20 protein-coding genes are annotated in these 20,502 nt (G+C 71.9%); 7 read left to right on the top strand and 13 right to left on the bottom strand.

Annotated features, from left to right (window positions below; all coding sequences use genetic code 11):
- Window positions 1-572 precede the first annotated feature (572 nt).
- The 5 genes from BLT76_RS19755 to BLT76_RS19735 form a co-directional block, all read right to left on the bottom strand.
- Window positions 573-1,646, bottom strand: coding sequence for an NAD(P)H-dependent amine dehydrogenase family protein (locus BLT76_RS19755; RefSeq protein ID WP_090860013.1), 1,074 nt, complete (start codon window positions 1,644-1,646; stop codon window positions 573-575).
- A gap of 184 nt (window positions 1,647-1,830) precedes the next feature.
- Complete coding sequence (locus BLT76_RS19750; protein WP_090860012.1) at window positions 1,831-2,988, bottom strand: sulfotransferase family protein; 1,158 nt, start codon at window positions 2,986-2,988, stop codon at window positions 1,831-1,833.
- Window positions 2,989-3,154: 166 nt separating this feature from the next.
- Window positions 3,155-3,994 (bottom strand): SDR family oxidoreductase, encoded by an 840-nt coding sequence (locus tag BLT76_RS19745; RefSeq protein ID WP_211753082.1) that lies wholly within the window; start codon window positions 3,992-3,994, stop codon window positions 3,155-3,157.
- The gene (locus BLT76_RS19740) at window positions 3,994-5,139 is read right to left on the bottom strand and encodes a hypothetical protein (RefSeq protein ID WP_090860011.1); all 1,146 of its coding nucleotides are present in this window, start codon (window positions 5,137-5,139) and stop codon (window positions 3,994-3,996) included. Before BLT76_RS19740 ends, BLT76_RS19745 begins: the two co-directional genes overlap by 1 nt.
- 169 nt (window positions 5,140-5,308) lie before the next feature.
- Window positions 5,309-6,187, bottom strand: coding sequence for a TIGR03619 family F420-dependent LLM class oxidoreductase (locus tag BLT76_RS19735; protein WP_090860010.1), 879 nt, complete (start codon window positions 6,185-6,187; stop codon window positions 5,309-5,311).
- A 48-nt stretch (window positions 6,188-6,235) separates the two neighbouring features.
- Here BLT76_RS19735 and BLT76_RS19730 point away from each other — a divergent pair, with 48 nt between their 5' ends.
- The 3 genes from BLT76_RS19730 (at window position 6,236) to BLT76_RS19720 (ending at window position 7,762) form a co-directional block, all read left to right on the top strand.
- Complete coding sequence (locus tag BLT76_RS19730; RefSeq protein WP_090860008.1) at window positions 6,236-6,649, top strand: nuclear transport factor 2 family protein; 414 nt, start codon at window positions 6,236-6,238, stop codon at window positions 6,647-6,649.
- A 3-nt stretch (window positions 6,650-6,652) separates the two neighbouring features.
- Window positions 6,653-7,135 (top strand): nitroreductase/quinone reductase family protein, encoded by a 483-nt coding sequence (locus tag BLT76_RS19725; protein ID WP_244509495.1) that lies wholly within the window; start codon window positions 6,653-6,655, stop codon window positions 7,133-7,135.
- A gap of 84 nt (window positions 7,136-7,219) precedes the next feature.
- Window positions 7,220-7,762, top strand: coding sequence for a hypothetical protein (locus BLT76_RS19720; protein WP_090860006.1), 543 nt, complete (start codon window positions 7,220-7,222; stop codon window positions 7,760-7,762).
- Here the strand turns inward: BLT76_RS19720 and BLT76_RS19715 are convergent.
- A complete protein-coding gene (locus BLT76_RS19715) occupies window positions 7,749-8,963 on the bottom strand; it encodes an MFS transporter (protein WP_211753080.1) in 1,215 nt (404 codons plus the stop codon). The genes BLT76_RS19720 and BLT76_RS19715 overlap by 14 nt on opposite strands.
- Window positions 8,920-9,834: an EamA family transporter gene (locus BLT76_RS19710; RefSeq protein ID WP_090860002.1), complete on the bottom strand. Its 915-nt coding sequence runs from the start codon at window positions 9,832-9,834 to the stop codon at window positions 8,920-8,922. Before BLT76_RS19710 ends, BLT76_RS19715 begins: the two co-directional genes overlap by 44 nt.
- Before the next feature lie 19 nt (window positions 9,835-9,853).
- On the opposite strand from BLT76_RS19710, the gene BLT76_RS19705 reads away from it, so the two are divergent.
- Window positions 9,854-10,369 (top strand): MarR family winged helix-turn-helix transcriptional regulator, encoded by a 516-nt coding sequence (locus BLT76_RS19705; RefSeq protein ID WP_090860000.1) that lies wholly within the window; start codon window positions 9,854-9,856, stop codon window positions 10,367-10,369.
- A gap of 183 nt (window positions 10,370-10,552) precedes the next feature.
- Here the strand turns inward: BLT76_RS19705 and BLT76_RS19700 are convergent, their stop codons facing one another.
- Window positions 10,553-11,395, bottom strand: a complete 843-nt coding sequence (locus BLT76_RS19700; RefSeq protein ID WP_090859997.1) for an aldo/keto reductase — start codon at window positions 11,393-11,395, stop codon at window positions 10,553-10,555.
- 64 nt (window positions 11,396-11,459) lie between these two features.
- Here BLT76_RS19700 and BLT76_RS19695 point away from each other — a divergent pair, with 64 nt between their 5' ends.
- From BLT76_RS19695 to BLT76_RS19685, 3 genes are read left to right on the top strand one after another with little or no spacing between them, the layout of a single operon-like run.
- A complete protein-coding gene (locus tag BLT76_RS19695) occupies window positions 11,460-11,909 on the top strand; it encodes an NUDIX hydrolase (RefSeq protein ID WP_211753079.1) in 450 nt (149 codons plus the stop codon).
- Window positions 11,910-11,919: 10 nt separating this feature from the next.
- The gene (locus tag BLT76_RS19690) at window positions 11,920-12,690 is read left to right on the top strand and encodes a TerD family protein (protein WP_090859993.1); all 771 of its coding nucleotides are present in this window, start codon (window positions 11,920-11,922) and stop codon (window positions 12,688-12,690) included.
- 47 nt (window positions 12,691-12,737) lie between these two features.
- The gene (locus BLT76_RS19685; RefSeq protein ID WP_090859991.1) at window positions 12,738-13,133 is read left to right on the top strand and encodes a hypothetical protein; all 396 of its coding nucleotides are present in this window, start codon (window positions 12,738-12,740) and stop codon (window positions 13,131-13,133) included.
- A 76-nt stretch (window positions 13,134-13,209) separates the two neighbouring features.
- Here BLT76_RS19685 and BLT76_RS19680 read toward each other — a convergent pair whose 3' ends face one another.
- The 5 genes from BLT76_RS19680 to BLT76_RS19665 are packed head-to-tail and all read right to left on the bottom strand — an operon-like array spanning window position 13,210 to window position 20,221.
- Window positions 13,210-13,710, bottom strand: coding sequence for a sarcosine oxidase subunit gamma (locus tag BLT76_RS19680; RefSeq protein WP_211753077.1), 501 nt, complete (start codon window positions 13,708-13,710; stop codon window positions 13,210-13,212).
- Window positions 13,700-16,303: a 2Fe-2S iron-sulfur cluster-binding protein gene (locus BLT76_RS19675; RefSeq protein ID WP_170867160.1), complete on the bottom strand. Its 2,604-nt coding sequence runs from the start codon at window positions 16,301-16,303 to the stop codon at window positions 13,700-13,702. Before BLT76_RS19675 ends, BLT76_RS19680 begins: the two co-directional genes overlap by 11 nt.
- Entirely contained in the window at window positions 16,300-16,563 is a 264-nt protein-coding gene (locus tag BLT76_RS25870; RefSeq protein ID WP_170867159.1) for a sarcosine oxidase subunit delta, read from the bottom strand. The genes BLT76_RS19675 and BLT76_RS25870 overlap by 4 nt, the downstream gene beginning before the upstream one ends.
- Entirely contained in the window at window positions 16,563-17,789 is a 1,227-nt protein-coding gene (locus BLT76_RS19670) for a sarcosine oxidase subunit beta family protein (RefSeq protein WP_090859989.1), read from the bottom strand. The genes BLT76_RS25870 and BLT76_RS19670 overlap by 1 nt, the downstream gene beginning before the upstream one ends.
- Window positions 17,786-20,221 (bottom strand): GcvT family protein, encoded by a 2,436-nt coding sequence (locus BLT76_RS19665; RefSeq protein WP_090859987.1) that lies wholly within the window; start codon window positions 20,219-20,221, stop codon window positions 17,786-17,788. The genes BLT76_RS19670 and BLT76_RS19665 overlap by 4 nt, the downstream gene beginning before the upstream one ends.
- Window positions 20,222-20,502 lie beyond the last annotated feature (281 nt).

Genomic DNA, 20,502 nt, shown 5'->3' with positions numbered 1-20,502 from the left:
AGCCGGGGATCCAGACGGCGGCGGCGTCGTGGAGGGAGTCGGTGGAGTGCATGCCGGCCCAGGTGACGGCGGCGGCGAGCTGGTCGGCCTCGGCCTGCAACTGGGCAGATCGTCGGGCGCGGACGAAGGCGAGCACCGCGGGTGCGGTGTCGCAGTCGTCGAGGTCCCGAGCCATGCGCCCATTCTACTCGAACACATTATCGAATGCGAGGGTTGTCCACAGCCTAGTTCGAACGGTCGACCCCAGGTGACCGAAAGCCAGAAGCAGCCTCGTGATGGCCCTTGATCACCGCGGACGGTGAGCCCCCTTCTTTCTGTAAATGTCTTCGAACCGGCCTGGTGCACCGAGCAGACGTCACGGCAGGGGCCGACCTACCGGAGGTTGCTTGCTGGCTGCGGGGGTCTCGACGGGCGTTCAGGACTTCGTCCTTCACTGCTCGACCACCGGCGGGGACCACCGGCGGGGACCACCGGCGGGGACCACCGGCGGGGACCACCGGCGGGGACCACCGGCGGGGACTGCCGGCGGGGACTGCTGGCGGGGACTGCCGGCGGGGACTGCTGGAGAGAGGTCAGCGGATGGTGCCGACGCCGGGGACGAGGGGGAGGTCGAGGGCGGTGACCCAGCCGGCGGGCAGGTCGTTGACGGCAGGTACGGCGTTCAGCGCCCGCAGTCCCGTCGCGAGACAGCCGGCGACCGCGGGGGAGCGGCCGGAGCCGTCGGTGAACCGGAAGGCGGTCTCCTGGCTGATCGACGGCGAGCCGGAGATGTCGACGCGGTAGACGTCGTCGGCGGAGCCGGCCGGCCACTCGGGGGCGGCGTCGAGGCCGATCCGGTTGACGTGCTCGAGGGTGATCACCTCGCGGCCGTCGTACACGCCGTTGATGGTGAAGCGGATCGCCGCGACGTTGCCGGCGGGGATCACGCCCTTGGCGGTCTTCCGGTTCTCGGGCGTCACCCACTTCTCCCAGGTGGTGGTGATGTCGTCGAGCTCGATGCCGGCGGCGTGGGCGATCATCGGGACGGTGGCGCCCCAGGCCATGACCAGCAGGTCGGGGATCTCCAGCAGAGGGGTGAAGGACGGCGGACGACCGATGCCCATCTCGTCCTCGTAGTCGCCCTCGTAGTCGGTGTAGTCGAGCAGCTCCGAGGCGCGCACCGAGTCGACCCGACCGCAGAGGCCCATCAGGGTCAGCGGGAACAGGTCGTTGGCGAAGCCGGGGTCGATGCCGGTGGTGAAGCACGACGAGCCACCGGCGGCGCAGGCCTCCGTGATCGGGTCGATCCACGGCGCGGGGTTCTGCTTCATCTGCGGCCACACCCAGGGCGTCATCGCGGTCGAGCAGACATCGATGCCGGCGCGCAGGAAGGCGGACATCACCCGGATGTTCTCGTCGGCCCTCTGGGCGGTCGGGCCGTAGTGGACCAGGGCGTCGGGCCGCAGCGCGATCAGGTCGTCGACGGACGTCGTGGTGGCGATGCCGACCGGCTCCAGGCCGAGCAGCGTGCCGACGTCCTGGCCCGCGCGCGCCTCCCGCGAGACGCCGACGCCGACCAGTTCGAACACCGGGTGGTCGAGGATCTCGGCGATCACCATCGATCCGACGACGCCGGTGCCCCAGACGACGATGCGCTTCTTGGTCATGTTGCTCCTTGGGTCTCGATACGCTCGCTGCGCTCGCTACTCGACCAGCGGGGGTCCGCGCTACCAGCGACGGTCGGCGCTCGACCAGCGGGGGTCCGCGCTACCAGCGACGGTCGGCGCTCGACCAGCGGGGGTCCGCGCTACCAGCGACGGTCGGCGCTCGACCAGCGAAGGTCGGCGTGGGTCAGCGGTCGAACGCCTCTCGTACGCGGGCCTCGGTGAGGCCGTAGTCCTTCAACGTGTAGCTGTGCGAGGGCTTGGCCTTGCCCTGCTTGGACTCCTGGTCGATCTCTTCGATCGCCGTCTGCACCTCGGGGGTCCAGTCGAGCCCGAACTGGTCGTAGACCCGGCGGGTGACCGCGAGCGGATCGGTGACCAGGTCCTGGAAGGCGATGTCGATGAACTGGCTCTGGTCGTACTTCGGCCGCGCGTCGTGGAAGGCGTGGAAGGCCCGCGACCACAGGTCGAGCTGGGTGTGGCCGATCACGCCGCCGACGTACGTCGAGCTGTGGCCCGCGGTCGTCTCCGCGGACAGCGAGCAGGACGACGCGATGCAGGTGACCGGGTCGCGGTGCGTGTAGACGATCAGCGCGTCCGGGTAGACCGTCATCAGGGCGTCGAGCGCGGTCATGTGGGACGGGTTCTTCAGGACCCAGCGCTTCTCGGGGTCGTTGAGGCCCACCAGCTGGAGGTTCTGCTTGTGCCGCGCGTAGGCGTCGGTCCAGTCCTGCTCCTTCAGCCACGAGGTGTAGCGCGGCAGGTTGGCTAGCGACTCGTAGGAGTTGGACTTGCCGGTCTGGCGCAGCAGCCGCCAGCACTCCTCGACCGTCGTCGCATCCATGTAGTGGATCCCCATGAACTCGGGGCTGTCCGTGTGGTGGGCCGCGAACGCCGACTGCATGGCGGTGAAGATGGGGTCCGACTCCCAGGTGTCCCGCGGGGGCCGCGGCTGCGGGTACTGCGTCAGCCACATCTCCAGGCCCTGGGCGTTCGGGTCGGCGTGCAGGTAGCGGTGCAGCGCGGTCGTCCCCGTGCGCGGCAGGCCCATCAGGAAGATCGGCCGCTCGATGGGGACGTCGCGGTGCTCCGGGTGGGCCGCGAACTGCGCCTGCGTCAGCAGTACGCCGACCAGCGCGCCCTTCACCTCGGAGCGCTGGAAGTAGTTGCCGAGCGGCGTCAGCCCCGCCTCCGGGGAGGCCAGGTCCTCGGCCAGGACCCGCAGGCCCTCCTCGTGGACCCCGTCGCCGAAGTCGCTCAGGCCGGTGGTGCGCACCGCCGCGGCCGCGATCTCGTCGTACGACCCGAGGTCGGGGCGGGTCCGCACCATGATGTTGTCGCTCATCGTGTCGCCTTTCGTCGTCCCGGCCGCCCCCGGTGGTTGAGGAGGTCGCTCTGCGACCGTCTCGAAACCCCCGCAGCCGGCCAGCGACCTCGATCGAGGCCGTCGTACGTCTCGCCGGGTTTCGAGACGGGACTTCGTCCCTCCTCAACCACCGGGGGTGCGCCCATCAGTCGTGGAACTCGCCGCAGTCGACGGTGAGCATCTGGCCGGTCACCGCCGAGGCGAGGTCGGAGGCGAGGAAGAGGGTCGCGCGGGCGACCTCCTCGGAGGAGGCCAGCCGCTTGAGGTCGGTGGGCGCGGCCTTCTCGGCGTACACCTCTTCGTGGGTCTTGTTCTCGACGGCGCCGAGGAAGTCGAAGTAGCCGCGGTTCACGTCCTCGTAGATGTACGACGGGGCGACGCTGTTGACCCGGATGCCGCGGGGGCCGAGCTCGGTGGCCAGCGAAGAGGCCAGGTGCTCGAGGGCGCCCTTGGAGAGCTTGTAGCCGGCGTACTCGGGCTGCGAGGAGAACGAGACGCAGGAGTTCAGCATGATCAGCGAGCCCTTCGACTCCGCGAGGGCGTCGGCGAAGAGCGCCGAGAGTCTCAGCGGAGCGAAGACGTTGGTCTCGTTGACCTTCGCGAGCTTGCGCGGGTCGATCTGGGTGATCGGGTCCATCGGCGGGATCGTGAACGCGTTGTTGATGACGCAGTCGACGCGGCCGAAGGCCTCCAGGGTCTTGTCCCGGAGGTTCACCCGCGAGTCCTCGTCGGTCACGTCGGTGACCACGCTGACCACCTTCACGCCGTGGCCCTCGAGGTCGGCCTGCAGCTCCAGCAGGCGGGACTCGGTGCGGCTGGCGATCACCAGGTCGGCGCCCATCTTCGCGGCCTCGTCGGCCAGCGACCGGCCCAGCCCGGGGCCGATGCCGGAGATGACGATCACCTTCCCCTTCAGCAGGGGTACGGCGGAGTAGCGCTCCTCGATCGAGGTGTCGTGGGCCTCGGCGTAGCCAAGCTCGGTCATCAGCTGATCATCCTTCGGGCAACGGAGCGCTGACGCGCGGCGATGCGCTCGGCGTACTCCTCGGTGGTGACGGGGGAGAAGTGAGGCAGCCGGTCGGCGACCTCGGAGAGCTTGCAGATCTCGACGACCGGGCCGTCCTCGGGGCCGAGGTCGCGCTCCAGACGCTGCCAGCGCAGCATCATCGCGCCGGTGCGGTGACCGAGGGTCTCCAGCCAGTTGGCGATGCCCGGAGAACCCTCGGAGACCACGAACCGCATCTTCCCGTCGGGGTCGGTGACCGCCTGGGCCTTGGTCAGTGACGTCTGGTGGGTCTCGTAGTCGGTCGAGGCGTACCAGTCCGAGCCGATCTGGATGCCCTGGTAGGAGCAGTCCGCGCACTCCGGGACGGTGACGATCATCGCCTCGTCCTCGGCCAACTCGTAGTGGCCGATCGAGGAGCGCTGCGAGGCCAGCCCGCCGGGCGTCGACTGCGGGAGGGTCAGGGTGTTGGCCGGCTCCTTGTACTGGAAGAAGTGGGGGAAGGCGAACCACGTCTGGATCGAGCCGACCAGCGACCGGGCCGCCACCTCGTAGCGCTTGCGCAGCCGGTCCTCGCTGAACGGCGCGGCTGGCTTCCCGAGGGTGTCGGGGCGCTCGATGGTGAGCGTGCCGCGCTCCTCGGTGTCCCAGTCGTTGAAGACCTCGCGCACGATCAGCGTCTTCGCGCCGGGCTCGGCGACGTAGGTGAACTCGAAGTTCCCGTCGGCGTCCTTCTCCAGCTCGCGGTCGTCGAAGGCCATCAGCGACGTCGCCGCGGAGTCGGCGGAGTACGCCCCGCCCATCACCTGGAAGGACAGGTCGGCGCTGGTGCCGCGGCGGCCGCGGACGACGTACTCGACGCCCTCCTTGAGGTAGGCGTTGAAGTAGATCGCGTCGGGGTTGTCGAGGCCCTGGCGGGAGTACTGGTGGGTGGGATTGATGAAGACCGGCCGGTCGAGGTCGTGGTCGAAGGCCATCTGCATGGCCATCCGGATCCGCCCGGACAGGTAGTCGTAGCCCTCCAGCCGGTCCGCCTCGGTCCTGATGAACGGCGCGTTGGCGACCAGCTCCTCCGCCTCCGCGATGGCGTCCCGGAGGGGCTTGGTCAGGTCGAGCGACTCACTCATGCGAGACCTCCCGCCCCAGCGCCGGTGGCTGAGGAGGGACGAAGTCCCGTCTCGAAGCCCGGTGGGCCGTACGACGGCCTCGATCGAGCCGGCTTCTCGGCACCAGGGGTTTCGAGACGGTCGCAGAGCGACCTCCTCAACCACCGGGAGTGGGGGTGGGCGTGGGGGGTCATCCGTTCACCTTGCTGATGATGTTCTCGGCGTACTGCTCGAGGTGCTTGATCTTGGCGTCGAGCGGCTCGGTGTCGGGGCCCTTGATGTAGGGGACCCGGAAGCCGACGATGCAGTCGGTGACGCCCTTGTCCTCCAGGCGCTTGATGCCGTCGAGGTCGTAGGCGTCGTAGGAGATGACGTGCACCTCGAAGTCGTCGCGGGTGTCGCCCTCCTCGGCGCGGATCTCGGCGAGCCGCTTCAGCAGCCGGTCGAGCTCCTCGCCGTCGCCGCCGGCGTGCATCCACCCGTCGCCCTTGCGGACGGCGCGCCGCAGCGCGGCGTCCACGTGACCGCCCACCAGGAGCGGGATCTTCTCGGTCGCGCCGGGGCACTGCTTGAGCGAGTCGACCTGGTAGAACTCGCCGTCGTACGCGAAGAACTCGCCGGTGGTGAGCCCACGCAGGATGTCCATGCACTCGTCCATCCGCTTGCCGCGGCGCTCCCAGGAGACGCCCAGGTTGGCGAAGTCCTCGGGCCAGGGAGAGATGCCCACGCCCAGGCCGAGGCGGTTGTCGGAGAGGAAGGCCAGCGAGGAGGCCTGCTTGGCGACCAGGACCGGCGGGCGGACAGGCAGCTTGATGACGAACGGCGTCAGGCGCAGCGTGGTGGTCACCGCGAAGAGGTGGGCGCAGAGCACCATCGCCTCGATGAACTCCTTGCCGTCGAGGAACTCCCGGTCACCGGTGTCGGTGTAGGGGTACTTCGAGTCGGAGTGCTCCGGGTAGATGAGGCTGTCGGCCACGGTCATGCTCGTGTAGCCCGCCGCCTCGGCCGCCTGGGCCAGCGGTGCGTAGAACTTCGCCTGGGTCATCGCCTCGGCGTACGTGAATCGCATAAGACCGAACACTAGAACGTGTTCCAGTTTCATGCCACAGTTCGGGACGTGGACCTGCAGACCATCTCCGACCGGCTCGAGATCACCGACGTGCTCATCCGCTACACGCGGGCGATCGACACGGGTGACTGGGACAAGCTCGACACCGTCTTCACGCCCGACGCGCAGATCAACTACGTGGAGTCGGGCGGCATCGACGCGTCGTACGCCGAGGTGAAGCCCTGGCTGGCCGAGGTGCTGCCCGCCTTCTTCCCGAAGCGAATGCACACCCTCGGCCAGCTCGACATCGCGATCGACGGCGACGAGGCGACCGTGGACGCCTACTTCCACAACCCGATGCCGACGGCGGACGGCAAGGTCGTGGAGTTCGGCGGCATCTATCACCACACGCTGACCCGGACGGCCGACGGCTGGCGCAGCCGGCAGCTGCACGAGGAGATCGTCTGGAAGCGGACGGTCTGAGTCGTGGGTCTTCCCGAGGAGCGTCCCGAGGGCCTGGACTCGCCGGTCACCGTCAAGGTCATCAAGTACATGGCGAAGGCCCAGGTGAAGGTGTTCCGGCTGACCAACGGCCGGGTGGGCAACAAGTGGCGGATCGGCGCGGGCTGGAGGAAGCCGGTGCCGACGCTGCTCCTCGACCACGTCGGCCGCAAGTCCGGGAAGCGGTTCACGACCCCGTTGCTCTATCTCCGCGACGGCGCCGACCTCGTCGTCGTGGCCTCGCAGGGCGGGCTCCCGAAGAACCCGCAGTGGTACCCCAACCTGCTGGCCGCCCCCGACACCGTCGTGCACCTGCCCGGCGGGAAGCGGGCGGTGCGGGCCCGCGAGGCCGGGCCCGACGAGCGGGCGGCGCTGTGGCCGCGGCTGGTCGAGCTCTACGCCGACTTCGAGAAGTACGCGCGCTGGACCGACCGCGAGATCCCCGTGGTGGTCCTCGAGCCGCGGTGAGCGGGTCCCTGGCTTGGTGCGAGTTGGCGTCGTCCCCGACAATGGCCGTCGTACGCCGACCGCACGACCTGGAGTGAGCGCCCCATGGCCCAAGGAGAGGGACGTCCCGTCCTGACAGGCATCGTCGCGCTGGTCGGCGTCGCCGTGGTCGTCGGCCTGGTGCTCGGCGGTGCGGCCCTGGCGGCCACGCAGGTGCTCGGCTTGGGCGAGGACTCGGCGACGACCCAGACGAGCTCGGCCGAGTCGCTCTACCTCCCGACGCCGTCCAAGACGCCGGACTCCAACGACCCCGCGATCACCTTCGCGCCGGGCGAGACCTCCTCGGCGCCGGCGCCGACGGAGTCCGAGGAGCCCGAGGACGAGATCACCCTGTCGCTCGGGAAGAGCGAGGTCGGCCCGATGGAGAACATCGACCTCACGGGCGTCTACCCCGACGGTGAGGGGGCGATCCTGCAGGTCGAGCGACTGGCCGGCGAGGAATGGATCGAGTTCCCCGTCACCGCGTCGGTGAGCAACGAGACGTTCACGACCTACGTGCAGACCGGTCAGCTCGGCAAGAACAAGTTCCGCATGAAGGACACCGACAACGGCCTGGTCTCCAACGAGGTCACGGTCACCGTCCGCTGACCGACCGCTCGCGGTCGGCCCGTCGTACCCAGTAGCCGACCCAGGCCGTTCCGGCGGCCATCAGCAGGCCGATGGCGACCGAGGCCGTGGCCAGCGGGGCCACCAGCGCGACCGCGCCCACCAGCAGCGGGCCGGCGGTGTTGCCGAGGTCGCCGCAGAGCCGCCAGCCGCCGAGGAACTGCGAGCGCCCCTGGGCGGGCGCCGCGTCGGCGCCGAGGGTCATCACGATGCCCGAGCCGAGCCCGTTGCCGAGGGCGATCAGGGCGACCACGAGGGTGACCGACCAGGCCTCGTGGGTGAGCGGGAGCAGCAGCGCCGCGACCGCCACCGTGGCCACGACCGGGACCGCGACGACGGTGCGACCGCGGGTGTCCATCAGCCAGCCGCCCGGGAAGAAGAACGCGATGTCGATCGCGGCGGCGATCGCGAAGATCAGCGACGTGGTCGAGGCGGCGAGCCCGACGTGGTCGGCCCAGAGCGGCAGCAGGCCGTTGCGGACCGATCGGGACGCGCCGATGACCACGATCGCCACCCCCAGCGTCAGGAGCGTACGACGGTGCGCGGCCAGCACCGACCAGACGCTCAGGTGGCCGACCGAGCTCGCCTCCTGCCGGTTCTCCGAGCCAAGGTCGGGCATCAAGCGGGCCATCAACGCGGACGCGACCGACATGACGGCGGCCAGCACGAAGACCGAGCGCAGGCTCGTGACGTGGATCAGTGCGGCGCCCAGGAGCGGGCCGAGGAAGATCCCGACCCGGTGCGCCCCGCCCAGTCCGGAGAGGGCGCGGGCCCGGTGGGAGAGCGGGACTGCATCGATCATGAAGCCCTGGCGGGCCAGCAGGAACGCCGTCCAGGTGAAGCCGCTCAGGACGGTCGCGACACCGAGCACCAGGACCGATCCGCTGAGGGCGGCGGCCACCATGACGACCGCGTCGACCAGTCCGCCGTACAGGAGGGTGCGGCGCTCGCCGATGCGCGCGATCAGGGCGCCGGCCGGGAGGGAGCCGAGCAGCTGGCCGATGCCGAGCAGCGCCACCACGAGGGCCGCGGTGCTGACGTCGGCGCCGAGCTCCCGGGCGCGCAGCGCCAGCACCGGCATGACGGCGCCGTGCCCGGTGGCGTTGACGATGGTCGGGCCGTAGCCGACCAGCGCGACGTCACGCAGCCGGAACGTGCTCCCGGTCCCCGACGACGGCTGCATCCGGCCCATTCTGGCGCCGGCGGAGCGCGGCGAGTACGGCGGGCTGCCCGGCGAGCACCCCGGCGAGGACGAGCGCCATCCCGCCCGCCTGGGTCGCCCCGAAGGACTCGCCGGCCAGCAGGATGCCGATCAGGGTGCCCGCGACCGGGTTGAGCAGTCCGACCAGCGCGACCGCCGCGGCCGGCAGCTCGCGGAGCCCGCGGAACCAGACCACGAACGCCAGCAGGGTCCCGACCAGGCCGATGAACAGGAAGCCGCCGACCGCGCGGGCGTCGATCGGGGGCGGGGCGCCCTCGACGAGCAGCGCGACCGGCAGCAGCACCAGGCCGCCCGCGACCAGCTGCCACGCAGTGAGGGTGAGCAGGTCGACCGGCGCGGACCAGCGCTTGACCAGCACGTAGCCGAGCGACGACATCGCGACCGCGCCGAGCGACGCGGCGACGCCGTACGGGTCGACGGCGAAGCCGGAGCGCAGCACCAGCAGCGCCACCCCGACCGCGCCGACCGCGGCGCCGGCGATCGACGCGACGTGCGGCCGCTCGCGCACCAGCAGCCAGGCCAGCAGCATGATCGCGATCGGGCTGGTGGCCGTGAGGGTCGCGGCCAGGCCGCCGGGCAGGCGGTAGGCCGCGACGAAGACCAGCACGAAGAAGGCGCCGACGTTGAGGACGCCGAGGACGGCGGCCCGCCACCACCAGGCGCCACGCGGCAGCTGTGGCCGGAAGGCCAGCAGGAGCAGGCCGAACGGGAGTGCGCGGACCAGGGCGCCGAAGAGCGGGCGGTCCGGCGGCAGATAGGTCTCGGTCACGTAGTAGCCGCTGCCCCAGGCGATCGGGGCGAGGGCGGTCGTCACGAGGACCTTTGTTTCCATGGAAAACAGAATAGTTTCCATGTCAGATATATTCCAGCTCGTGAGCAACGAGCCCGATCACGTCGCCCGGGTGATGGCCCAGTGGGCCGTCGAGCGGCCCGACCTCGACGTCTCGCCCCAGGCGGTGATCGCCCGGCTGCACCGGGTGGCGTTGCGGCTCACCGAGGAGCTGGTCGCGGTGTACGCCGAGTTCGGGCTCGGTGAGGGGGAGTTCGACGTGCTCGCCACGCTGCGTCGCAGCGGGCCGCCGTACGAGCTGACGCCGAGCGCGTTGACCGCCGGCACCATGGTCACCTCGGGCGCGATCACCAAGCGGGTCGACCGGTGCGTGCAGCAGGGCTGGGTGACCCGCCGGGCCAGCGAGCACGACGGCCGGGGCCGGGTCGTGGCGCTGACGCCGGCCGGCCGGGAGCTGATGGACCGCGCCTTCGCCGCCCACATCGCCAACGAGCACCGGCTGCTGGCTGCGGTCCCGCCCGAGGACCGCGGTGCCCTCGCCCGGATCCTGGAGTCCTGGGGCCGCGCGCTTGACTGACCGGGTCTCGATACGCCCCGCTCGTTCCTCGCGGGGCTACTCGACCAACGAGGGGGTCTCGATACGCCTCGCTCGTTCCTCGCGGGGCTACTCGACCAACGAGGGGGTCTCGTTGGTCGAGTAGCGAGCGGGTCTCGTTGGTCGAGTAGTGAGCGCCAGCGAGCGTATCGAGACCTCGGCGACCTACGGGATGTAGTCGAAGGTGTCGGGGTTGGGGCCGGTGCGGCCGGCCTCGCCCTTGTCCAGTGCGGCGATCTGCTCGATCTCGTCCGGGGTGAGGGAGAAGTCGAAGAGGTCGAAGTTCTCGCGCATCCGCTCCTCGCGCATCGACTTCGGGAAGACGATGTCGCCGCGGTCGAGGTGCCAGCGCAGGGTGACCTGCGAGGCGGTCTTGCCGTGGGCCGAGGCGATCTTGCCGATCACCTCGTCGTCGAGGACGCCGCCCTGGGCGATCGGGGACCAGGCCTCGACCTCGACGCCGTGGCGGATCGAGGCGGCCCGGGCGGCCTCGTTGGTGAAGTACGGGTGCACCTCGATCTGGTTGACCACCGGGACGACGCCGGTCTCGGCGACGATCCGGTCGAGGTGGTCGGGCTGGAAGTTCGAGACGCCCACGGACGCGGCGCGGCCGTCGGCCACGAACTCGGCCAGCGTCTTCCAGGTCGACACGTAGTCGCCGTCGTACTTCGAGGGCAGCGGCCAGTGGATGAGGAACAGGTCGATCTTGTCGAGGCCGAGCTTGGTCAGCGTCTCGTCGAACGAGCGCCGGGCGTCGTCGGGCCGGTGGAAGCCGTTGTTGAGCTTGCTGGTCACGTAGAGCTCGTCGCGGGCCAGGCCGGAGGCCTTGATGGCCTCGCCGACGCCCTGCTCGTTGCCGTACATCTGGGCGGTGTCGAGGTGGCGGTAGCCGACCTCGAGAGCCGTCGCGACGGTCGCAGCGGTCTCCTCCGGCGGGACCTGGTAGGTGCCGAAGCCGAGCTGCGGGATGGACGTCTGGTCGTTCAGGGTGATGGTCGGAACGGTCATGCCTATCCGGAACCCGTCGCGCGCCAGAACATTCCGTTCTGAGCCGGCACGCGAGAATGGTCACGTGACCGATCTGCCTCACTACACCGAGTACGACACCCGGCTCGCGGCGTACGCCGTCATCCGCGACGACGACGGCCGCGTCCTGCTGGCGCTGTGGAACGAGGGCGACCAGCCACGGTGGACGCTCCCGGGCGGCGGGGTCGAGCTCGCCGAGACGGTCGAGGAGGGCGCGGTGCGCGAGGTCCTCGAGGAGACCGGCTACGACGTCCGCCTCGACGGGCTGCTCGGCGTCGACTCGTTCGTCTTCTCGCCGGCGCAGCGGTCCAACGGCTCGGAGCGGCCGCTGAAGGCGGTCCGGGTGGTGTTCGCGGCGACCGTCACCGGGGGTGAGCTGACCCCCGAGGTCGGCGGCACGACCGACGAGGCGCGCTGGTTCCCGCTCGACGAGGTCCGCGGGCTGCCGCGGGTCTCGCTGGTGGACGTGGCGCTGGGCTACCTGGCCGCGGGGTAGTTTCGGCCCCGTGATCACGCTGCACCAGGGCCAGGAGTGGACGCTCGCGACCGAGACCGGGGAGCCGGTGACCCGGCTGCGGCTGGGGCTGGCCTGGGACGCCGAGCGCAACGCCGGACCGGCCGGCGCCGCCCGCGACGTCGACCTGGACGCCTCCGCGGTGCAGTTCGCCGGCGAGCAGCTCTTCGACCTGGCCTTCTACAACAACCTGGCCACCCGCGACGGCTCGGTGGTGCACCAGGGCGACAACCGCAGCGGTGCCGGGGACGGCGACGACGAGGCCATCGTGGTCGACCTGGCCCGCGTCTACGCGAAGGTCGACGCGATCGCGCTGTTGGTGAGCAGCTACCAGGGGCACACCCTCGACTGGATCGCCAACGCGTCGTGCCGCGTCGTGGACGACACCACCGGCACCGAGCTGGCGCGGTTCACGCTCACCGCAGGCGTCCCGCAGACCGGCCTGGCGATGGCGCTGCTCCGCCGTACGGACGAGGGCTGGGTGCTGCGCGCGATCGGCGAGGGCATCGCGGTGACGCAGCCAGCGAAGGCGGTGGGCGCGCTGCGGCCGTTCCTGCGTCGTACGACGGCCGCGCCCGACGGGCGGGACCCCGCCACCCTGGTCGGCCTCGACGCCGCCGAGGCCTCGCGGCTGGCCACCGAGGCGGGCTGGCAGGTGCGCGCGCACGCGCTCGACGCGATGCTGACCATGGACTTCCGGCCGGACCGGCTGAACCTCGCGCACGACCCGTCCGGACGGGTGGTCAGCGCGCGGGTGGGTTGAGCCCGCGTGCTCAGGCGTGAGAGGCCGCCGGGCGGAAGGCTGGACCCGTGAAGATCCTCGCTCCCGCCCTGGCCCTCCTCCTCTCCGCTGCTGCCTCCGTCGTCGCCTGGCTGGCCTGGCTCGGCTGGCACGCGGAGGGCTGGGAGGACCCGGTCACCGGCAGCTACGGCGGCCCGTACCACCCCTACGAGGTCGTGGGACTGGGCGTGACGCTGATCGTGCTGGTGTTCCTCGCGGCGTGGTGGTGGTCGCCGGTCGCGGTCGTCACCGGCGCCGTCCTCGGGCTCTGCGCGATCGCGTTCGCGGACTGGGGCAGCGAGCCGGGGGCCGACGGGCTCTTCGTCATCGGGGTCGGCCTGATCGGGATGGGGGCGACCGCGGTCGGCGCCGCCGTCGGGCTGGCCTCCCACGCCACCTCGCGGTGGTGGGCCGTCCGGCACTGAGCGCGCAGCGGCGGCGTCCGGGACCGGCGGGCGTTCGAGTAGTACGGGGAGGGGCACACGTGTGCCCCTCCCCGTACTACTCCACGTACGGCGTCGCCGCGTCGCTGAGCCAGGTCGCGAGGTGCCGGGCGAAGGCCGCTCGCACGTAGACCCGCAGGGAGTCCGGGCCGGTCCGGCCGAGCGCGACCTGGGCGCCGGCGAGGGTGCCCTGGACGCAGCCGCCGACGGGGACGATCGACAGGTCGATCGGGCAGCCGTGGGCGATCAGCGTCGCGGCGTGCGGGCCGGTCAGGACGAGGGTGGTGCGGTGCGCGGAGACGTCCGTCGCGACGCCTCCGGCCGCGCGCAGCTCACCGGCCAGTGGGACCTCGAGCGCGACGACCGGGGCCGGCGGGCCGTCGACCAGCCACCAGTCCGGGCCCAGGCGCCAGACCAGCTCGCCGGCGGGAGCCGCAGGGGACCGCACCTCCACGAGCGAGCGGAACGGCTCCTCGGCCATCGTCAGGCCCGGCGCGGCGAGGCCGAAGCCGGTCCCGTGGAGGGGCGAGCGGCGGAGGGCGAGGACGTCAGCCGTCACGGCGGGTTCCTTCCACGTCGTACGAGACCGGGCCGGTGACCCGCACCGGCACCGGTACCAGGTCGTCGACCGCGTCGAGGACCTCGCCGAGCCGGTCACGGCCGGCGTCGAGCAGGGCCAGCGCGAACGGGCGGCCGTCGTGGCCGGCGGGGTAGGCGCTGGTGACGTGTCCGGCCATCGGCACCGGGAACGCCGTCAGGTCCGCGCCGTGGGCGACCAGCTGCGACCCCTCGACGATCCGCGAGACGCCGTCGACCGGCACCAGGCCGACCAGGTGGCGGCGGTCCGGCCGCTGCGCGTCGGCGCGGGCCAGGGAGCGCTTGCCGATGAAGTCGACCTTCTTCCGCGACACCGCCCAGGACATGCCGAGGTCGTGGGGGGTCACGGTGCCGTCGGTGTCCTGACCGACGATCGGGAAGCCCTTCTCGGCGCGCAGCACGTGCATCGTCTCGGTGCCGTACGGCGTGATCCCGTACGGCGCGCCCGCCTGCGCGACGGCGTCCCACAGGGCCGCGCCCCACCAGCTCGGCACGTTCAGCTCGAAGGCCAGCTCGCCGGAGAACGAGATCCGCATGACCCGCGCCGGGATCCCGGCCACGGTGGTCGACCGCCACTCCATGAACCCGAAGGCCGACGCCGAGCAGTCCAGCTCGGGCGCCAGTGCGGCCACGACGTCGCGCGACAAGGGGCCGGCGACGGCCACCACCGACCACTGGTCGGTCACCGACGTCATCGTCACGTCGAGCTCGGGCCACTCGGTCTGGTGCCACTCCTCGAGCGCGTCGAGCACCGCCGCGGCGTTGCCGGTCGTGGTCGACATCAGCCACTCCGTCTCGGAGAGCCGGGCCGTGGTGCCGTCGTCGACGACCATGCCGTCCGGGCCGCACATCACGCCGTACCGGACCTTGCCGACGTTCAGCGTCGAGAACAGGTTCGTGTAGACGCGGTCGAGCAGCACGCCGACGTCGCGGCCCTGCAGCAGGATCTTGCCGAGCGTCGAGGCGTCCATCATGCCGACGCCGGTGCGCACCGCGCGCACCTCACGGGCGACGGCCTCGTCCAGCGACTCCTCCGCGCCGGGGAAGTACCACGGCCGCTTCCACTGCCCGACGTCCTCCATCGGCGCGTGCGCGACCCGGTCGTGCAGCTGCGAGAGCCGGACCGGGTCGGACAGCTCGCCGCGGTTGCGGCCGGCGAGCAGGCCGAAGGACAGCGGCAGGTACGGCGGCCGGTAGGTCGTGGTCCCGACCTCGCCGACCGGGCGGCCGAGCTGCTGGGCGAGCACGCCGACGGTCAGCACGCCCGCGCCGCGGCCCTGGTCGGCGCCGGTGCCGATCGTGGTGAACCGCTTGACGTGCTCGACGCTGGTCAGCCCGGCGGTGTGCGCGCGCTGCAGGTCGTGCAGGGTGGCGTCGCGGTGCGGGTCGAGGAAGATCCGCTCGGGGTCGCCGGTCGACGAGCGGAACCACGTCGCGGGCGGGAGGTAGCTGCGGTGCGCCGGCTCGCCCGCCGCGGCGCCGACGACCGTCACCCGGTCGCCGGGCCCGGTCACCGGCACGAAGCCGGCGACCTCGTCCGACCAGCGGGTCCGGCCGCCGGGGTGGCTCCACAGCTGGACGGCCGGGTTGCGGCCGCCGCTGACCGCGAGCAGGTCGGCGTCCAGGTCCCCGGCCGACGTGTGGACCCGGGAGAGGCGGTCGTCGCCGGACGTGCCGGTCACCTCCGCGCCCAGGTGCACGGGGATGTCGCGGGCGGAGAGCGCGTCGGCGTACGGCTCGGCGATCCGGTCGCGCACGTCGAGCACGGCCAGCACCTCGACGCCCGCGTCGGCCAGCGCGACGGCGGCGCGCAGGCCCGGGTCGTGGGCGACCCAGACGACGGCCCGCTCGCCGGGAAGCACGCCGTACCGCTCGACGTACGACGCGGCCGCGCCGGCCAGCATCACCCCGGGCCGGTCGTCGTCCTCGAAGACCAGGCCGCGCTCCTGGGCGCCGGTGGCCAGCACCACCCGGCCGCACTGCAGGTGATGCAGCCGGTCGCCGTCGGTACGACGCTCGACCGCGACCAGCCGGCCGTGGCCGTAGAGCCCGGTCGCGGTGGTGCGGGCCCACGTGGTCACCCCGTCGAGGGGAGCCACCGCCGGCCCGTCGTCCAGCAGCAGCACCCGGCCCTCGGGCGAGGCAGCGGCGGCGGCGCGCCGACCCGACGCTCCGCCCCCGACGACCACGACCTCCCAGTGCGAGAAGAGGGTGTCGTGGCGGGTGCTGTCGGGCTCGGCGACCAGCCGGCCGCGGCCCGCGAGCAGCTCGACCGCGAGGCCGTCGTACACGTCCAGGAGGGTGGCCTGGACCATCGGCTCGCCGCCGCGGGAGAGCACCTGCACCCAGGCGTTCGGCTCCTCGGCGCCCACACCGACGAGGCCGCGGGGCCGGCCGGAGTAGATGCCGCGCCCGACCAGCGGCAGGTCCGCGGCGAGCATCGCCGAGGCGAGCGTGTCGCCGGCGTAGGCCTCGATCTCGAGGCCGTCGACGGTGACCGTGACGGGCCGGGACCGGTCGATCCGCGAGCCTCCGGTGTCCAGCCGCCTGCTCACTGGGGCCTCATCTCGGAGGGACTCCTGATCTCGTCGGTCACGGTGTGCCGCTCCAGGTTGAACCAGCGCCGGCAGCCGGCGCCGTGGAACCAGCGCTCGCGCAGCCAGCCGCGGGGGTTGCTCCGCACGAAGAGGTACGACGCCCACGCGGCGTCGTCGAGCGCGGAGGGGTCGGCGGGATACGCCACGCCGGCCTCGCCGCCGTAGTGGAACTCGGTCTCGTCGCGGTCGCCGCAGTGGGGACAGGGGACCCTGATCACTAGTGCGCCACCGCCGCGGCGCCGTGCTCGTCGATGAGCCGGCCGGTGGTGAAGCGGTCCAGCGCGAACGGCGCGGCCAGCGGATGCGCGCGCTCGTCGGCCACCGTGGCGGCGTACACCGAGCCGACGCCGGGGGTGGCCTTGAAGCCGCCGGTGCCCCAGCCGCAGTTCACGTAGGCGTTCTCCCACTGGTCGAGGCGGCCGATGATGGGCGAGGCGTCCGGGGTGACGTCGACGATGCCGGCCCAGGTGCGCAGCACGTGGGCGCGGGCGAAGACCGGGAACAGCTCGACCGCCGCGGCCATCTGGTCCTGGATGACGTGGAACGACCCGCGCTGGCCGTAGCCGATCTGCGGGTCGACGCCGGCGCCCATCACCAGCTCGCCCTTGTGGGCCTGGGAGACGTAGACGTGCACGGCGTTGGACATCACGACGGTGTCGAGGACCTGCTCCAGCAGCTCGGACACCAGCGCCTGCAGGGGGTGGCTCTGGGTGGGCAGCCGGACGCCGAGCAGGTCGGCCAGCACCGACGAGTGCCCGGCCGCGCAGAGGGCGAGCCGACCGGCGCCGATCCGCCCGCGGGTGGTCTCCACGGCCACGACGGTGTCGCCGGAGGTCTCGAAGCCGGTCACCTGGCAGCCCTGGATGATGTCGACGCCGAGCGCGTGCGCGGCCCGGGCGTAGCCCCAGGCCACGTGGTCGTGCTTGGCGATGCCGGCCCGCGGCTGGAAGGTGCCGCCGTGGACGGGGTGCCGCGGCCGGTCGGTGACGTCGAGGATCGGGACGATCTTGCCGATCTCCTCCGGCGTCAGCCACTGCGCGTCGAGCCCGTTGAGCTGGTTGGCGTTCACCCGCCGCTTGCCCTCGCGGACGTCGGCGAGGTTGTGGGCCAGGTTGAGCACGCCGCGCTGGCTGAACAGCACCGACGTCCCGAGCTCCTCCTCGAGCGTCTCCCACAGCTTCAGGGAGTGCTCGTAGATCCCGGCGCTCTCGTCCCACAGGTAGTTGGACCGGATGATCGTGGTGTTGCGGGCCATGTTGCCGCCGGCCAGCCAGCCCTTCTCCAGCACCGCCACGTTCGTGATGCCGTGGTCCTTCGCCAGGTGGTACGCCGTCGCGAGGCCGTGGCCGCCGCCGCCGACGATGACGACGTCGTACGACGTCCGCGGCTCGGCGTCGGCCCAGAGGAAGTCGGGGTGCTCCGGGAGGCGGGGGGAGACCTTCATCCGCGCAGCCTCGACATCGACGGGTCGAAGAGCGGCTCCGCGGTGACGGCGTACGGCAGCCGCTGGTCGAAGTAGCCGATCTCCAGCTCGGTGCCGACCTCCGCGAGCGCGGCCGGGACCCAGGCGTAGGCGATGGCCCGCTCGACCGTGAAGCCCCAGGCGGCGCTGGTGACGTAGCCGACCGGCTCGCCGTCGGCCAGCACCGGCTCCTTGCCCATCACCACGGCCAGCGGGTCGGGGGAGGTCAGGCAGACCAGCCGCCGGGTGGGCTCGCCGAGCTCCTCGAGCGCGGCCTTGCCGACGAACTCCTCCTTGGCCGTCTTGACCGCGAACGACAGCCCGGCCTCGGCGGGGGTGTGGTCCCAGGTCATGTCGGAGCCGAAGGACCGGTAGCCCTTCTCCAGCCGCAGCGAGGTGAAGGCGGCCCGGCCGCCGGCGACGATCCCGTGCTCGCGCCCGGCCGCCCACAGGGTGTCCCACAGCTTCTGGCCCAGGTCGGCGGTCGTGTAGAGCTCCCAGCCGAGCTCGCCGACGTACGACAGCCGCAGCGCGGTGACCGGCACCATCCCGACGTGGGCCTCCAGGCCGCGGAAGTACCGCACCCCGTCGTTGGACCAGTCGTCGGTCGAGACCGACGAGATGACCTCGCGGGCCAACGGTCCCCAGAGGCCGAGGCAGCAGGTGCCGGGGGTGATGTCGTGGACGAACACGTCGGCGGGCGCCAGCGCCTGCAGGTAGGCCAGGTCCAGGTTGCCGTTGGCGCCGACCTGGTAGCGCTGCTGGCCGGGCGGGGCGCTCAGTCGCGCGACGGTGACGTCGCTGCGGATCCGGCCGCGCTCGTCGAGCAGCAGGCAGTAGGTCACGCTGCCGACCGAGGTGGCCACGTTGCCGGTCACCAGCCCCTGCAGGAACTCCGTCGCGCCGCGGCCGACCACCTCGATCCGCTTCAACGCGGTCATGTCGTAGAGGGCCACGCCGTCGCGGGTGGCCCGCGCCTCGGCCCCGGCGATCGGCGACCAGTAGCGGGCGGCCCACTCGCCGGGGACCGGCACGTCGTACCGGCCGAGGAGCGAGGCGTTGGCGCCGTACCACTGGGGACGCTCCCAGCCGTTCGCCTCCAGGAAGAACGCGTCCAGCTCCTCCTGGCGGCGGTGGAACGGCGAGAGGCGCAGCGGGCGGGGCGACTCCATCGGCTGCAGCGGATGCAGGACGTCGTAGACCTCGACGAAGTTCTGCTGGTCGCGCTCCAGGACGTACGCCGGACCGCGCTGGTGGCGCTCGAAGCGGTCGAGCGCGGCCTCGTGCAGGTCGGTGGTGGGCACGCCGTCGACCAGCAGCTCGGCGACGGCGCGGCCGACGCCGGCGGAGTGGGTCACCCAGACCGCCTCGGCGACCCAGAACCCGGCCACGTCGGGGCTCTCGCCGATCAGCGGGCCGCCGTCGGTGGTGAAGGAGAACATGCCGTTGATGCCGGACTCCGGCGCCGCCTCGGCCAGCGCGGGCAGCAGTGTCTGCGAGTCCTTCCACGGGCCCTCGAAGTCCTCGGGGGTGAAGGTCCGCACGCTCGGCATGACCTCACCGCCCCAGTCGTCGAAGTCGTCGACGGTCACCGGGATCGGGCGGTGCGCGTAGGAGCCGACGACCTGCCGGTCGACGTCGTCGCGGTAGTAGAGGTCCTCGCCCTGGTGGCGCAGGATCGGGCGTCGTACCTCCTCGGCCTGGCCGGCCATCGCCGGCACCGGCGTGGTGCGGACCAGCTGGTGCTCGAGCGGGGTGAGCGGCAGGTCGAGGCCGACCATCGCGGCGACCTTCTGGCCCCAGATGCCGGCACAGCAGACCACGACCTCCGCGTCGATGCGGCCCTGGCTGGTCTCGACGCCGACGACCCGGCCGTCCTCGACCAGGACGTCGAGCACCTCGGTGCCGGGCCGGAGCGTCGCGCCACGTTCGACCGCCCGGCGGGTCTGGGCGTCGACCGCCCGCACCGCCTTGGCCAGCCCGTCGGTCGGGGTGAGCAGCCCGCCGAGGACCAGGTCGGGGTCGAGCAGGTCGTGCTGCTCGACGCACTCGGCCGGCGTCAGGATCCGGGCCGGTACGCCGTTGGCGGCCAGCCAGCCGGCTCGCCGGTGCAGCTCGCGCAGCCGTTCCGGCGTGGTGGCCACCTCCAGCCCGCCGACCTGGAGGAAGCAGGGCCCCTCCTCGGTCGCGAGGGACACGAGCTTCTTGACCGTGTACGTCGCCAGCTCGGTCATCATCCGCGACCCGTTGGCCTGGAAGACCAGCCCCGGCGCGTGCGTCGAGGAGCCGCCGGTGTGCGGGATCGGGCCCGCGTCGACCACGGTCACGTCGGTCCACCCGCGCTCGGTGAGCTCGTCGGCCAGCGCCGCCCCCACCACCCCGGCCCCGATGACCACGACCTGCGGACCACTCACGGCGATCTCCTCATACTGTTGCGGATCATGCAACAACACTCACGATGTGCAACAAGAGTACACGGTGTCCCGACGCTGGTGGAGGTGCGAGCGCAGCGATCCTCGAAACCCGGTGACCCGACCGGTTCCGACGGGATCACCACCGGTGGTTGAGCAGGTCGCGCTGGCGACCGTGTCGAAACCCCCGCACCCGAGCGGTGACCTTGGTTGAGGTCGCTTGCTGGCTGCGGGGGTCTCGACTGGCGCTCACCCGCTAGCGCGGCTTCGCTGCTCGACCACCG

The organism is Nocardioides lianchengensis, from assembly GCF_900101465.1.
Classification (GTDB): domain Bacteria; phylum Actinomycetota; class Actinomycetes; order Propionibacteriales; family Nocardioidaceae; genus Nocardioides; species Nocardioides lianchengensis.
This window is presented reverse-complemented; position numbering and strand designations above follow the sequence as displayed.